Origin of the sequence: Cupriavidus sp. USMAHM13 (genome assembly GCF_001854285.1) — a bacterium.
Classification (GTDB): Bacteria; Pseudomonadota; Gammaproteobacteria; order Burkholderiales; family Burkholderiaceae; genus Cupriavidus; species Cupriavidus malaysiensis.
On sequence record NZ_CP017751.1, the window covers coordinates 143,404 to 158,010 of the forward strand.

Sequence of the window (14,607 nt, forward strand, 5' to 3'; positions counted from 1 at the left end):
ACCAGCCGGCCATGCCCGCAGCCGCTAAACGATGATGAAAAAACAAGCTTTCCGCCCGTTCCTGCACACCGCCACCAAGCACGCCACCGTGCTGCTGTGCGGCCTTTCCCTGCTGGCGCCGGCGCCGCTGTGGGCCCAGCAGCCCGCCGGCGCGAACGGACGCGACCAGGTGGTGCTCAACTTCGTCAACGCCGATCTCGAATCGGTGGTCAAGGCGGTGGGCCAGGCCACCGGCAAGAACTTCGTGGTCGACCCGCGCGTCAAGGGCTCGGTCAACCTCGTCACCGAACAGCCGGTCTCGCGCGAACAGGCGCTGTCCACGCTGGGCTCGGTGCTGCGCATGCAGGGCTACGCCATCGTGGAAAGCAACGGCTTCACCAAGGTGGTGCCGGAGGCCGATGCCAAGCTGCAGGGCTCGCCCACCGTGGTCGGCCCCGCGCCGGCGCGCGGCGGCAGCGGCGGCGAGCAGGTGGTGACCCAGGTGTTCCGGCTGAACTACGAGTCGGCCAACAACCTGGTGCCGGTGCTGCGTCCCATGATCGCGCCGAACAACACCATCACCGCCTACCCGGGCAACAACACGCTGGTCATCACCGACTACGCCGACAACCTGCGCCGCCTTGCCCGCGTGATCGCGGCCATCGACGCGCCGGCCTCCGGCGAGGTGGAGCTGGTGCCGCTGCGCAATGCCATCGCCAGCGACGCCGCCGTGGTGCTGCAGAAGCTGCTCGATCCGGGTGCCGCCGGCGCCTCGGGCGGCGGCGGTGGCGGCCTGGACGCCAGCCTGCGCACCTCGGTGGTGGCCGAACCGCGCAGCAACTCGCTGCTGATCCGCGCCTCCAGCCGTGCACGGCTGCAGCAGGCACGCCAGCTGATCGAACAGCTCGACCAGCCCTTCTCGCGCCCCGGCAACATCTGGGTGGTACCGCTGAAGAACGCCGACGCGGTCAAGCTGGCGCAGACGCTGCGGGCCATCGTCGCCGCCGACAGCAGCTTCAACAGTACGCAGTCCGGCGCCGGCGTCGGCGGCACCGGTGCCACCAATACGCTGCAGAACACCGTCGCCAACACAGCCAGCCAGTACGCCACCAACACCACCAGCAGCACCGGGCGCAGCGGCACGAGCGGCGGCAGCGGCAATTCCGCCTTCAGCGCCTCGTTCGCCAGCCAGCAACTGCCCACCACCGGAGGCATCATCCAGGCCGACCCGGCCACCAACTCGCTGATCATCACCGCCAGCGAGCCGGTCTACCGCAACCTGCGCTCGGTGATCGACGACCTCGACATGCGGCGGGCCCAGGTCTACATCGAGTCGATGATCGTCGAGGTCTCGTCCACGCAGACCTCCAAGCTCGGCATCCAGTGGCAGGGCCTGCTCAACGCGAGCGGCAACACCATCGGCTTCGCCGGCACCAACTTCGGCACCGGCGGCGCCAACATCATCAACCTGGCCGGTGCCGTCGCCGCCGTGCGCGCCGACGGCGCCTCGGCCATCAACTCCGTCTCCGGCCTGGTGCCGGACCTGGCCGGCCTGAACCTCGGCGTGGTCAACAAGGCCGCCGGGCTGGGCGCGCTGCTGAGCGCGCTGAGCGCCGACGGCAGCACCAACCTGCTGTCCACGCCGAACCTGATCACGCTGGAGAACGAGGAAGCCAAGATCCTGATCGGGCAGAACATCCCGGTCACCACCGGCTCCTACGCCCAGACCGGCAGTTCCTCCACGGTCACGCCGTTCACCACCTACGACCGCAAGGACGTCGGCGTCACGCTGCGCGTCAAGCCGCAGATCACCGACGGCGGCCTGGTCAAGATGCAGATCTACCAGGAATCGTCTTCGGTGGTATCTGGCACCGCCACGCTGTCCCAGGGCCCGACCACCAACGTGCGCTCGATCGAGACCAATGTGCTGGTCAACGACGGCCAGATCATCGTGCTCGGCGGCCTGATCGAGGACACCTATGGCGACGGCGTGCAGAAGGTGCCGCTGCTGGGCGACATCCCCTGGATCGGCAACCTGTTCCGCTACGAGAACAAGAATCGCGGCAAGACCAACCTGCTGGTATTCCTGCGCCCCTACGTGATGCGCACCGCCGGCGCCACCGACCGCCTGACGCAGGACCGCTACGACTACATGCGCGCCAAGCAGCAGGGCTTCGTCTCGCCCAACAATATGGTGCGCGACCAGGACACGCCGGTGCTGCCGCCGGCAGACGCGCCGGCGGCGCCCTTCGTCGACCCGCGCGACAAGGGCGTGGCGCCAGCCGGGCCGCTGCCGCTGCCGCAGTCCGTGCCGCTGACGCGGTCCGGGCCGTTGCTGATGCCGATGCCGCAGTCCGGGCAGCCGACCTCGCAAGCGGCACCGCAAGCCTCCGCCCAGGCGCCGCAGGCCGCCGCCTCCGGCAACTGACGATGACGACGACGGCAACCGCATCTCCCGCCGCGAACGCGGCCCCCGCGCTGGAACCGCCCTCGCCGATGGCGGCCCGGCTGCTGCCCTACGCCTTCGCGCGCGAGGGCCGGCTGCTGGTCGCGCACCAGCGCGCCGACGGGCTCGAGGTCTGGGTCAGCCGCGCCACCGCACCGGCCGCGCTGGCCGAAGTGGCGCGCGTGCACGGCCCGCTGCAGCTGCGGGTACTCGAGCCCGACGCGCTGGAACGCGCCATGTCCGATGCCTACAACCGCCAGGACGGCAGCGCCGCCCAGGTGGTCGGCGAGGTCGAGGGCGAGGTCGACCTGTCGCGGCTGATGCAGGACATTCCCGCGGTGGAAGACCTGCTCGAATCCGAGGACGACGCCCCCATCATCCGCATGATCAACGCGCTGCTGACGCAGGCCGCGCGCGAAGGCGCCTCGGACATCCACATCGAGCCCTTCGAGTCGGCCTCGGTGGTGCGCTTCCGCGTGGACGGCACGCTGCGCGACGTGGTGCGCCCGAAGAAGGCGCTGCACGGCGCGCTGATCTCGCGCATCAAGATCATGGCCCAGCTCGACATCGCCGAGAAGCGCCTGCCGCAGGACGGCCGCATCACCCTGCGCGTGGGCGGCCGCCCGGTCGACGTGCGCGTCTCCACGCTGCCCACCGGCCACGGCGAGCGCGCGGTGCTACGCCTGCTCGACAAGGAAGCCGGGCGCCTCGACCTGGCCAAGCTCGGCATGGCGCCGGGCACGCTGGCCGGTTTCGACGGCCTGATCCGCCAGCCGCACGGCATCGTGCTGGTGACCGGCCCGACCGGCTCGGGCAAGACCACCACGCTGTACGCGGCGCTCTCGCGGCTGGACGCGCAGAGCACCAACATCATGACGGTGGAAGATCCGATCGAGTACGACCTCGACGGCATCGGCCAGACCCAGGTCAACGCCCGCATCGACATGACCTTCGCCAAGGCCCTGCGCGCCATCCTGCGCCAGGACCCGGACGTGGTGATGATCGGCGAGATCCGCGACCTGGAGACCGCGCAGATCGCCGTGCAGGCCTCCCTCACCGGCCACCTGGTGCTGGCGACGCTGCACACCAACGACTCGGCCTCGGCAGTGACCCGCCTGGTCGACATGGGCATCGAGCCCTTCCTGCTGTCGTCGTCATTGCTTGGCGTGCTGGCGCAGCGCCTGGTACGCCGCCTGTGCCCGCACTGCAAGCGCGAGGAGGTCATCGAGGCCGCGCCGGACGAGGGCGGGGCCCTGCAGCCGCAGGGACGGCCGCTGCAGCGCGTGTGGCACGCGGCAGGCTGCGACAAGTGCGGCCATTCCGGCTATCAGGGCCGCATGGGCGTCTATGAGCTGCTGAGCGTGGACGACCAGATCCGCACCATGATCCACCGCCAGACGCCCGAGGCGGAGATCAAGCAGGCGGCGCTGGCTCGCGGCATGCACACCATGCGCGGCGACGCGCAGCGCTGGATCGACAGCGGTGCCACCTCGCTCGAGGAAGTGCTGCGCGTGACGCGCGACTGAACGGGAGGCCCGCCACATGCCAGCCTTCCGCTATGAAGCCGTCGACGCGGCCGGCAAGACCGACCGCGGCGTGGTCGACGCCGACAGTCCCAAGCAGGCGCGCGCGCAGCTGCGCGCGCGCGGCCTGACCCCGCTCTCGGTCGACGTCCTCGGCGCCGGCAGCGACAGCGGACGCGGCAAGGCCGCCGGCCTGGTGCGGCGCCTGACCAAGCAGGAACAGGCGCTGTTCACGCGCCAGCTCGCCAGCCTGATCGTGGCCGGCCTGCCGCTGGACGAAGCGCTGGGCGCGCTGGCCGACCAGGCAGAGCGCGCCTACGTGCACGAACTGCTGGCCGGCATCCGCGCCGACGTGATGGGCGGCAATTCGCTGTCGGCGGCGCTGTCGCAGCACCCGCGCGACTTTCCCGACATCTACCGCGCCCTGGTCTCGGCCGGCGAGCACTCCGGCCACCTCGGCCTGGTGCTGGAGCGGCTGGCCGACTACGTGGAAGCGCGCAACGCGCTGACCGGCAAGATCCGCCTGGCCTTCACCTACCCCGCCATCGTCACCGTGGTGGCCTTCGCCATCGTCATCTTCCTGCTCTCCTACGTGGTGCCGCAGGTGGTGAGCGTGTTCGCCAACACCAAGCAGAAGCTGCCGACGCTGACCATCATCATGCTGGCGCTGTCGGATTTCGTGCGCAATTGGTGGTGGGCCGCGCTCGCCGCGATCGCCGCGGTGACGTTGGGCATCCGCGCGCTGTTGCGCCAGCCCGGCGTGCGCCTGTCCTGGCACCGCTGGCTGCTGACCGCGCCGCTGGCCGGCAAGCTGATCCGCGGCTACGACTCCGCGCGCTTCGCCAGCACCCTGGCCATCCTGGTCTCGGCCGGGGTGCCGATCCTGCGCAGCCTGCAGGCCGCCGGCGAAACCCTCACCAACGAGGCGCTCAAGGCCAACGTCGACGACGCCACCACGCGCGTGCGCGAAGGCGCCTCGCTGGCGCGTGCGCTGGCGGCGCAGAACCGGTTCCCGCCGGTGCTGGTGCACCTGATCCGCTCCGGCGAAGCCACCGGCAACCTGCCGACCATGCTGGAACGCGCGGCGCAGGGCGAGGCGCAGGAACTGGAGCGGCGCACGATGTTCCTCACCAGCTTGCTGGAGCCGCTGCTGATCCTGACCATGGGGGTGGTGGTGCTGTTGATCGTGCTGGCGGTGTTGATGCCGATTATTGAGATTAATCAGTTGGTGAGGTGAGGGGTTGGTTCTTTAGCGTTTGGGCGTTTGGGCGTTTGGGCGTTTGGGCGTTTGGGCGTTTGGGCCGGCGGTGTTGGTTTGCGAGGCAACGGCTTGTTTCGACTCCCCCTGCGGGGGAGCCGACCTACTTTCTTGGTCTTGCCCAAGAAAGTAGGCAAAGAAGGCGCGCCGGGTGCGGCTCAACACCCCCTCGCGTGCTGGGGCAAAGAGCGGCCGGGCCCCAACTCGGATCGCCTTAAGGCGATCCTCAGACAGGGGGCCCTCTTTTCCGCTCTTTGCCCCAGCACGCGAGGCGCCGCACACGGCAGGGAACAGATGCCACGCCTCGCTTCGCTTCGGGTGGGCGGTGTTCGGCCAGCTGCTGGCCGAACACAAAGGCTCAGCAAACCTGGCCGTTATGCAAAAGTGAGCCCGCTCGCATACCAACGGTTTGGCCTTTCCCTCCCGTGTGCGGCGCCTCGCGAATTAGCCCCGGCCGCCGATGAAGCCCGTCCGCTGTCTGAGCGGCCGCAGGCCGCGAGTTCGGACGGGCGCGGCGGCCGGGGCTAATTCGCGAGGGGGGGTCGCCGCACCCGGGTCGCCTTCTTTGCCTACTTTCTTGGGCGAGACCAAGAAAGTAGGTCGGCTCCCCGCAGGGGAGTCGAAACAGGTCGTTGTCTCGCAGACCAACACCGCCCGAACCCACACGACAAGCGTCAAGTCACGAGAGCCAAAACAAGCCATTGCCCCGCAGACCGACAGCCCCCGAATCCGGGCATCCAATCAACTGCCGATCTACTCCGCAACCTTCTTCACCGCCCGCTTGCGCGGCGCAGCCGCCCGCTTCTTCTTCACCGGCGCAGCCTCGCCCACTACCTCCGTCTCAGCCGCAGCCTCTACGACAGGCGCCGCCACAATCAACTCTTCGCCAGGCACGCCAGCCGTCAGCACGGTCGCCCCGGGCGCGGCGAACACGGTGGCGTCGATCGGCCACGGCGTCTCGCTCAGCATCACATCGGGGCGCTTGGGCGCACGCTTCGGGCGCCCCGCCGCCTTGGCCTTGGCGGGAACGGCTTCGGCCGGGGGCTCGCCCGCGTCCGCCGGTGCCGCGATCCCTGCCTCGGGCTCTGCCGCGGCCTCGGCCGGCACGATGGGCGCAGCCTCGGGTACGACCGCCGGCAACGGAGCTTCCTCGGGTTCCTGCAGCGCCGGGACTACCGCAATGGCCGCTGCCTCGGGAGCGGGAGACGGAGCCTGTCGTTGTTGCGCCCCATGGCGGTCGGGCCCGCGCCCTTCGCCGCGCGCGTGGCCGCCATGCTGCGGAGCCGCCGGCTGGGCCGGTGCCTGTGCCTTGCCTTCGCTTTCGGGTGCGTTGCGCGAGCGCTTCTTCAGGCGCACCCAGATGGTCTTGTTGTTGCCGCCGTTGCGCGTCTCCACCTCGAACAGGCCGGTGGCGACGACCAGTTCGGAGAGCTTGCCGTAGCCATAGTTGCGCGAGTCGAATTCCGGCGCCTGCTTGGCGATGTGGCTGCCGATGCCGCCCAGCGTGGCCCAGCCGTCTTCGTCCGACACGGCCTGCGAGGCGCTCTGCAGCAGGCGCACCAGGCGCGAGTCCTGGCGCAGTTCGCCGCCGCTGCGGCGCTTGGCGGGTGCCGCGGCTTCGTCGGTCTCGGCATCGGCACGCAACACGTCGGAGTAGATGAACTTGTCGCAGGCGGTGACGAAGGGCTTGGGCGTCTTGCGCTCGCCGAAGCCGTAGACGATCAGGCCCTGTTCACGGATGCGCGAGGCCAGGCGGGTGAAGTCGCTGTCGCTGGAGACGATGCAGAAGCCATCGAAGCGGCCGGTGTACAGCAGGTCCATCGCGTCGATGATCATCGCGCTGTCGGTGGCGTTCTTGCCGACCGTGTAGCGGAACTGCTGGATCGGCTGGATCGAGTGCGACAGCAGGCGCTCCTTCCAGCCGGCGAGGTTAGGCTTGGTCCAGTCGCCGTAGATGCGCTTGACGGCGGCCACGCCGTACTTGGCCACCTCGGCCAGCAGGCCTTCGACGATGGCGGGCGCCGCATTGTCGGCGTCGATCAGCACGGCCAGGGTCGCGCTGCCCTGGCGGGGGGAATTGGTCATGTCGTTTCCTGGTGTGCCGGGTGCCCCGGATCGGGGCGGGTTGCACCTGGCGCGATGTGGCGCCGGCCCGGCTTGCGCCCCTTCCGGGCGCCTGCTTTGAACGCAACGCAGTGTACACGCGAAGCCGCGTCCATACGGGAAATCACGGTCCCCCCGGGGGCGCATTTTGCTGCGCCGCAGGATATGCCGCGGCCGGGGGCGGTGCTACCATGCCGCGCAGAGACACAGCCGTGCCCCGCCTTCACAAGAGGCGCCAGCGGCTGCCCACAACCGAAGCGCCGGTGATCCCGGCAACACGCCAAGAGAGAGGAGCACGCATGAATGCCCCCCTGACCCCGCCTGTGAGCGACGCCATCCGCGAGGCGCTCGCCAGAGTTTCCCTGGACGACAAGTACACGCTCGAGCGTGGCCGCATCTATATCAGCGGCACGCAGGCGCTGGTACGGCTGCCGATGCTGCAGCAGGAGCGCGACCGCGCCGCCGGCCTCAACACGGCCGGCTTCATCTCGGGCTACCGCGGCTCGCCGCTGGGCGCGCTGGACCAGTCGCTATGGAAGGCCAAGAAGCACCTGGCCGCGCACAACATCGTCTTCCAGGCCGGCCTGAACGAAGACCTGGCCGCCACCTCGGTGTGGGGCTCGCAGCAGGTCAACATGTATCCGGACGCGCAGTTCGATGGCGTGTTCGGCATGTGGTATGGCAAGGGGCCCGGCGTGGACCGCACCGGCGACGTCTTCAAGCACGCCAACTCGGCCGGCTCGTCGAAGCACGGCGGCGTGCTGGTGCTGGCGGGCGACGACCACGCCGCCAAGTCGTCGACGCTGGCGCACCAGTCCGAGCATATCTTCAAGGCCTGCGGCCTGCCGGTGCTCTATCCGTCCAACGTGCAGGAATACCTGGACTACGGCCTGCACGGCTGGGCCATGAGCCGCTACTCCGGCCTGTGGGTGGCAATGAAGTGCGTGACCGACGTGGTCGAGTCGTCGGCTTCGGTGGAACTGGACCCGCACCGCGTGCGCATCGTCCTGCCGGACGACTTCCAGCTGCCGCCGGGCGGCCTCAACATCCGCTGGCCAGATCCGCCACTGGTGCAGGAAGCGCGCCTGCTCGACTACAAGTGGTACGCCGGCCTGGCCTATGTGCGCGCCAACAAGATCGACCGTATCGAGATCGATTCGCCGCACGCGCGCTTCGGCATCATGACCGGCGGCAAGGCCTACCTCGATACCCGCCAGGCGCTGTCCGACCTCGGCCTCGACAACGAGACCTGCGCCCGCATCGGCATCCGCCTGTACAAGGTCGGCTGCGTGTGGCCGCTGGAAGCACAGGGTGCGCGGGCCTTCGCCGAAGGCCTGCAGGAGATCCTGGTGGTGGAGGAAAAGCGCCAGATCATGGAGTACGCGCTCAAGGAAGAGCTGTACAACTGGCGCGACGACGTGCGGCCCAAGGTCTACGGCAAGTTCGACGAGAAGGACAACGCCGGCGGCGAGTGGTCGATCCCGCAGAGCAACTGGCTGCTGCCGGCACACTACGAGCTGTCGCCGGCCATCATCGCCAAGGCGATCGCCACGCGGCTGGAGAAGTTCGAGCTGCCGTCCGACGTGCGCGCGCGCATCGAGGCGCGCCTGGCCATCATCCAGGCCAAGGAGAAGGCGCTGGCCACGCCGCGCGTGGCGGTGGAGCGCAAGCCCTGGTTCTGCTCGGGCTGCCCGCACAACACCTCGACCAACGTGCCCGAGGGCTCGCGCGCGCTGGCCGGCATCGGCTGCCATTACATGACGGTGTGGATGGACCGCAACACCAGCACCTTCAGCCAGATGGGCGGTGAAGGGGTGGCGTGGATCGGCCAGGCGCCGTTCGCCGGCGACAAGCACGTGTTCGCCAACCTGGGCGACGGCACCTACTTCCACTCCGGCCTGCTGGCGATCCGCGCCTCCATCGCCGCCAACGTCAACATCACCTACAAGATCCTCTACAACGATGCGGTGGCCATGACCGGCGGCCAGCCGGTGGACGGCCAGCTGTCGGTGCAGGACATCGCCTTCCAGGTGGCGGCGGAGGGCGCCAAGCGCATCGAGATCGTCACTGACCAGCCGGAGAAGTACCACGGCGCCATCAAGCTGCCGGCCGGCGTGACCGTGCATCACCGCGATGAGCTCGACCGCGTGCAGCGCGAGCTGCGCGAGGTGCCGGGCGCCACCATCCTGATCTACGACCAGACCTGCGCCACCGAGAAGCGCCGCCGCCGCAAGCGCGGCACCATGGCCGACCCGGCCCGGCGCGCCTTCATCAACGACGCGGTGTGCGAAGGCTGCGGCGATTGCTCAGTCAAGTCCAACTGCCTGTCGGTGGAGCCGCTGGAGACGGACCTGGGCACCAAGCGCCGCATCAACCAGTCCTCGTGCAACAAGGACTTCTCCTGCGTCAACGGTTTCTGCCCGAGCTTCGTCACCGCCGAGGGCGCGCAGGTGCGCAAGCCCGAGCAGCACGGCGTGTCGATGGAAGGCCTGCCGGCACTGCCCGCGCCGGCGCTGCCCGGCCTGGCCCATCCCTATGGCGTGCTGGTGACCGGCGTGGGCGGTACCGGCGTGGTCACCATCGGCGGCCTGCTGGGCATGGCGGCCCACCTGGAGAACAAGGGCGTGACCGTGCTCGACATGGCGGGCCTGGCGCAGAAGGGCGGCGCGGTGCTGTCGCACGTGCAGATCGCCGCGCGTCCCGATGACCTGCACGCCACCCGCATCGCCATGGGCGAGGCAGACCTGGTGATCGGCTGCGACGCCATCGTCTCGGCCAGCGACGAGGTCCTGGCCAAGACCCAGTCGGGACGCACGCGCGCCGTGATCAACACCGCGCAAACCCCGACCGCCGACTTCATCAAGAATCCGAAGTGGCAGTTCCCCGGCCTGTCGGCCGAGCAGGACCTGCGCAACGCGGTGGGCGAGGCCTGCGAGTTCATCAATGCCTCCGGCCTGGCCGTCACGCTGCTGGGCGATACCATCTACACCAACCCGCTGGTACTCGGCTTCGCCTGGCAGAAGGGCTGGCTGCCCCTGTCGCTCGACGCCATGCTGCGCGCCATCGAGCTCAACGGCGTGGCGGTGGAGAAGAACCGCGCCGCCTTCGACTGGGGCCGCCACATGGCGCACGATCCCGAGCGCGTGCTGGCACTGGCCGGCAAGCTGCGCAACACGGCCGAAGGCGCCGAGGTGGTCAAGCTGCCGACCTCGTCCGGCGCCCTGCTCGACAAGCTGATCGCCGGCCGTGCCGAGCACCTGACCGCCTACCAGGACGCAGCCTATGCGCAGGCCTACCGCGATGCCATCGCCCAGGTGCGCACGGCCGAAAGCGCACTGGTCGGCGCCGGCAAGCCGCTGCCGCTGACCGAGGCGGCCGCGCGCGGACTGGCCAAGCTGATGGCCTACAAGGATGAGTACGAAGTGGCGCGGCTCTACACCGACCCGGCCTTCCTCGACAAGCTGCGCGCCCAGTTCGAGGGCGAGCCCGGCCGCGACTACCAGCTCAGCTTCTGGCTGGCGCCGCCGCTGCTGGCCAAGCGCGACGACAAGGGGCACCTGGTCAAGCGGCGCTTCGGGCCGTCGACGATGGCGCTGTTCAGGCTGCTGGCCCGCTTCAAGGGCCTGCGCGGCGGTGCGCTCGACATCTTCGGCAAGACCGAGGAACGCCGTACCGAGCGCGCGCTGATCGGCGAGTACCGCGCACTGCTCGACGAACTGCGCGGCGGCCTCAGCGCGGCCAACCACGCCACCGCGGTGACGCTGGCCGCGCTGCCGGACGACATCCGCGGCTTCGGCCACGTCAAGGAGAACAACCTGCAGGCGGTGCGTGGGCGCTGGCAGGCGCTGCTGGCGCAGTTCCGCGACCCGAAGGCCGCGCAGCAGGCAGCATGAGCCGGGACCGGACCGGCGGCCGCATGTCGGCATGACCAAGGGGCGCGATTCGCGCCCCTTTTCTTATTCCGGCGTGCGGTGGTGCCGCCGCACCTGCCCGGGTCAGGCCGCGCTGGCCAGCTTGTCCTCGCCCGGCTTCACGTACATCGAATTGCGCGGACGCGCGAGCACGCGCCGCACCATCGGCTCGAAGAAGGACAGCGGCAGCGTGTCGTAGTCGGTCATGAAGGCGGCCGCGTCGTACTTCTGGCAGAACTCGGCGGTGCGCGCGAACAGTTCGGGCTGGTCGCGGAACTGCTCGCGCAGGTTGCGGTCCAGGCCGAGGTGATGGAAGAAGTAGTAGCCCTGGAACACGCCGTGCTTCTCCACCATCCACAGGTTCTCCGGGCTGACGAAGGGCTTGAGGATGGCCGCCGCGATGTCAGGGTGGTTGTAGCTGCCCAGCGTGTCGCCGATATCGTGCAGCAGCGCGCAGACCACGTACTCCTCGTCGCGCCCGTCGCGGTGGGCCAGCGTGGCCGTCTGCAGCGAGTGCGTCAGGCGATCGACGGGGAAGCCGCCGAAGTCACCGTCGAGCAGGCGCAGGTGGGCCAGCACGCGTTCGGGCAGGGCCTGGGCGTAGGGCATGAACTCGGCGGAGATGGCGGCCCAGTCCTCGCGGGTGCCCTGCTCCATGTGGTGGAAGGTGGCGCGCGCGGCGCCGCCGTGGCCGGCTTCGTTGGTGCTCATGGGGTCTCCTGTTTCTTGTGACGGCCTGGCCGCCTTGTTGTCAGCCTGTCGGGCTTCGGGCATTGTGTCACCAAGCGCACCGCGACACTGTCAATATCCCGACTTTGGCGAGCCCCGACTCGCTGCACCGCACCATGCTGATCCGCTCCTACCGGCCCGCCGACGAGGCCGACATCATCGCCCTGTGGCAGGCCTGCGGCCTGACCCGCCCCTGGAACGACCCGAAGAAGGACATCGCGCGCAAGCTGACCGAGCAGCCCGAGCTGTTCCTGGTCGGCGAGGACGGCGGCCGCCCGGTGGCCTCGGCCATGGTGGGTTTCGACGGACACCGCGGCTGGGTCTACTACCTGGCGGTCGACCCGGCCCAGCAGCGCCTGGGCTGGGGCCGCGCACTGATGGCGCGCGCCGAGCAATTGCTGGTCGAGCGCGGCTGCCCCAAGATCAACCTGCTGGTACGCAAGGGCAACGACGCGGTGCTCGGCTTCTACGACAGCCTGGGCTATGCGCAGGACGAGGCGGTCAGCCTCGGCAAGCGGCTGATCCCGGACCTCTGAGGCGCCCCCGGGGGCCTGCCGGGACGCTCGACGCCGGCTGCCGCGCCTCGTAGGCTGGTAGGATGACAGGGGCCACCGCGAGACCGCCATGTTCCGCATCCTCGGCATCGACCACCTGGTTCTGCGCAGCGCCGACGTGCCGGCGATGCTGCGTTTCTACGTCGGCGTGCTCGGCTGCACCGTCGAGCGCGAGCAGGCCGCGCTCGGCCTGACCCAGCTGCGCGCCGGCTGCGCCCTGATCGACCTGGTCGCGCTGGACGGCCCCCTCGGGCGCGCCGGCGGCGCCGGACCCGGCGCGCAGGGCCGCAACCTGGATCACTTCTGCCTGCGCATCGACCCGTTCGACAGTGCCAGCCTGTCGGCGTGGCTGCGCGGGCTCGGTATCGAGCCGGGCCCCCCCGAGATGCGCTACGGCGCGGAAGGCCTCGGATTCTCCCTCTACGTGCGCGATCCCGACGGCAATGTGGTGGAACTCAAGGGTCCGGCGCAGCCGCCCGGGGCGAAGCCGGACGGCATGGGCGCCTGACACGCGCCACCGGAAGGCGGCGGCACCCCGTGCCGTGCACGCCACAATCGCCGCCAGCCAACGCGCACCGCCGCTACAATCGACGCTGGCAGGCCGCCGCAGCGGGTCCCCCGAGCCATCCCCGCGCGCGCCCGCTTCCCGACACCCGCACTCCAGCGAGGAAGCCCGCGCCGCCGGCCACCGGCCAGCGTCCGCGTGCCCGCGCGCACCATGACACAACAAGAACACCACACACCTTCCGGCCGGCATGCCGCACCAGCCGACCATAGTGGCAGCGCCCTGCGCAAGCTGGTCTGGGCCCTCGGCATCACCGAGGTGATTTCCTGGGGCACGCTGTACTTCAGTTTCACCGTCTTCATCGGGCCGATGAGCCAGGCCCTGGGCTATTCCAAGCCCTTCCTCGCCGGCGGCTTCTCGCTGGGCCTGCTGGTCTGGGCCCTGTGCTCCTTCGCCGTGGGGCGCCTGCTGGACCGCGTGCCGGCACGCCGCGTGATGTGCGCGGGCTCGCTGCTGGCCGGCGCCGGCATGCTGCTGTGGGCCTGGTCGCCGTCGCCGGCCGCCTTCCTGCTGACCTGGCTGCCGCTCGGCCTGGCGATGTCGAGCACGCTGTATGAGCCGGCCTTCCTGGTGCTGCGCCAGGCCTTCGGCGACGGCTACCAGAAACCCATCCTCAGCCTCACGCTGATCGCCGGCTTCTCCAGCACGATCTTCGTGCCGCTGGCGCAATGGCTGGTGCTGCATCTCGGCTGGCAGCCGACCCTGCTGGTCTTCGCCGCCCTCAACCTGCTGGTCTGCGCCCCGCTGCACGCGCGCCTGCGCTATGCCATCCACCCGAGCTATGCCGCCCCCGCCTCGCCGTTGCCGGAAGGCGCAGCGGGTGCCGGCATCGCCCGCGCCACGCTGCGCCAGCCGGTATTCTGGGCCGTAGTGGCGGCCTTCACGGCGACCGCCGTGATCGCCTCCCTGCTGGGGGCCCACCTGATCCCGATGCTGACCGAGAAGGGCATGCCGTTGTCGCAGCAGCTGATGGTGGCCGCGCTGATCGGACCGGCCCAGGTGGTGGGCCGCACCGTGATGATGCGCCTGCCGGTCAGTCATCCGGTGCGCCTGTCGATGCCTGTCTACGCGGTGATGGCGCTCGGCCTGCTGGGCTTCGCCCTGGGCGCGGGCGGCTGGCTGATGCTGGCCGCCGTCATCTACGGCTGCGCCAACGGCGTCAACACCATGCTGCGCGCGATGGCCATGCCGGAACTGATCTCGCGCCATCACTACGCCACGCTCAACGGCCTGATGATGACACCGGTGCTGCTGATGCAGGCCGCAGCGCCCTGGTTCGGCGCCCTGCTGTGGCGCGCCGCCGGTGGCTACTGGCTGATGCTGTGGCTGATGGTGGCATTGGCGCTGGCGGCGCTGGCCGCCTTCGCCTTCGCGCTGCAGCAGCGCGGCCTGCTGCGCACCGGTGCGGCACCGGCCTGAGCCGCCAGCGGCCGCGGGCGCGGCGCACGCGCGTCACGCGGCTGTGCGACCATGCGGGTCTCGCGCAGGCGGCGCGCCGGAACGGTCCGGCGCGCCACGCATGCGCCGCCGCCATCCGCA

At 69.9% G+C, this 14,607-nt stretch carries 9 protein-coding genes; 7 read left to right on the plus strand and 2 right to left on the minus strand.

The genetic code is table 11. From position 1 onward, the window contains the following. Positions 1–34 precede the first annotated feature (34 nt). The 3 genes from gspD (at position 35) to gspF (ending at position 5,185) form a co-directional block, all read left to right on the plus strand. A complete protein-coding gene (gene gspD, locus BKK81_RS00755) occupies positions 35–2,407 on the plus strand; it encodes a type II secretion system secretin GspD (RefSeq protein WP_071015872.1) in 2,373 nt (790 codons plus the stop codon). 68 nt (positions 2,408–2,475) lie between these two features. Further along, on the plus strand, positions 2,476–3,951 hold the full coding sequence (gene gspE, locus BKK81_RS00760) for a type II secretion system ATPase GspE (RefSeq protein WP_071010210.1): 1,476 nt from the start codon (positions 2,476–2,478) through the stop codon (positions 3,949–3,951). A gap of 16 nt (positions 3,952–3,967) precedes the next feature. Continuing rightward, positions 3,968–5,185 (plus strand): type II secretion system inner membrane protein GspF, encoded by a 1,218-nt coding sequence (gene gspF / locus BKK81_RS00765; protein WP_071010214.1) that lies wholly within the window; start codon positions 3,968–3,970, stop codon positions 5,183–5,185. Positions 5,186–5,959: 774 nt separating this feature from the next. Here gspF and BKK81_RS00770 read toward each other — a convergent pair. Next, complete coding sequence (locus tag BKK81_RS00770) at positions 5,960–7,291, minus strand: NYN domain-containing protein (protein WP_071010216.1); 1,332 nt, start codon at positions 7,289–7,291, stop codon at positions 5,960–5,962. A 317-nt stretch (positions 7,292–7,608) separates the two neighbouring features. On the opposite strand from BKK81_RS00770, the gene BKK81_RS00775 reads away from it, so the two are divergent. Further along, positions 7,609–11,202: an indolepyruvate ferredoxin oxidoreductase family protein gene (locus BKK81_RS00775; protein ID WP_071010218.1), complete on the plus strand. Its 3,594-nt coding sequence runs from the start codon at positions 7,609–7,611 to the stop codon at positions 11,200–11,202. Between the two features lie 102 nt (positions 11,203–11,304). Here BKK81_RS00775 and BKK81_RS00780 read toward each other — a convergent pair whose 3' ends face one another. Beyond that, positions 11,305–11,931 (minus strand): HD domain-containing protein, encoded by a 627-nt coding sequence (locus tag BKK81_RS00780; RefSeq protein WP_071010219.1) that lies wholly within the window; start codon positions 11,929–11,931, stop codon positions 11,305–11,307. Between the two features lie 134 nt (positions 11,932–12,065). Between BKK81_RS00780 and BKK81_RS00785 the strand changes: the two genes are divergently transcribed. The 3 genes from BKK81_RS00785 (at position 12,066) to BKK81_RS00795 (ending at position 14,487) form a co-directional block, all read left to right on the plus strand. Further along, positions 12,066–12,485, plus strand: coding sequence for a GNAT family acetyltransferase (locus BKK81_RS00785; RefSeq protein ID WP_071010221.1), 420 nt, complete (start codon positions 12,066–12,068; stop codon positions 12,483–12,485). An 88-nt stretch (positions 12,486–12,573) separates the two neighbouring features. Beyond that, on the plus strand, positions 12,574–13,011 hold the full coding sequence (locus BKK81_RS00790; RefSeq protein WP_071010223.1) for a VOC family protein: 438 nt from the start codon (positions 12,574–12,576) through the stop codon (positions 13,009–13,011). Between the two features lie 210 nt (positions 13,012–13,221). Beyond that, positions 13,222–14,487: an MFS transporter gene (locus BKK81_RS00795; protein ID WP_071015874.1), complete on the plus strand. Its 1,266-nt coding sequence runs from the start codon at positions 13,222–13,224 to the stop codon at positions 14,485–14,487. Positions 14,488–14,607: the final 120 nt, after the last annotated feature.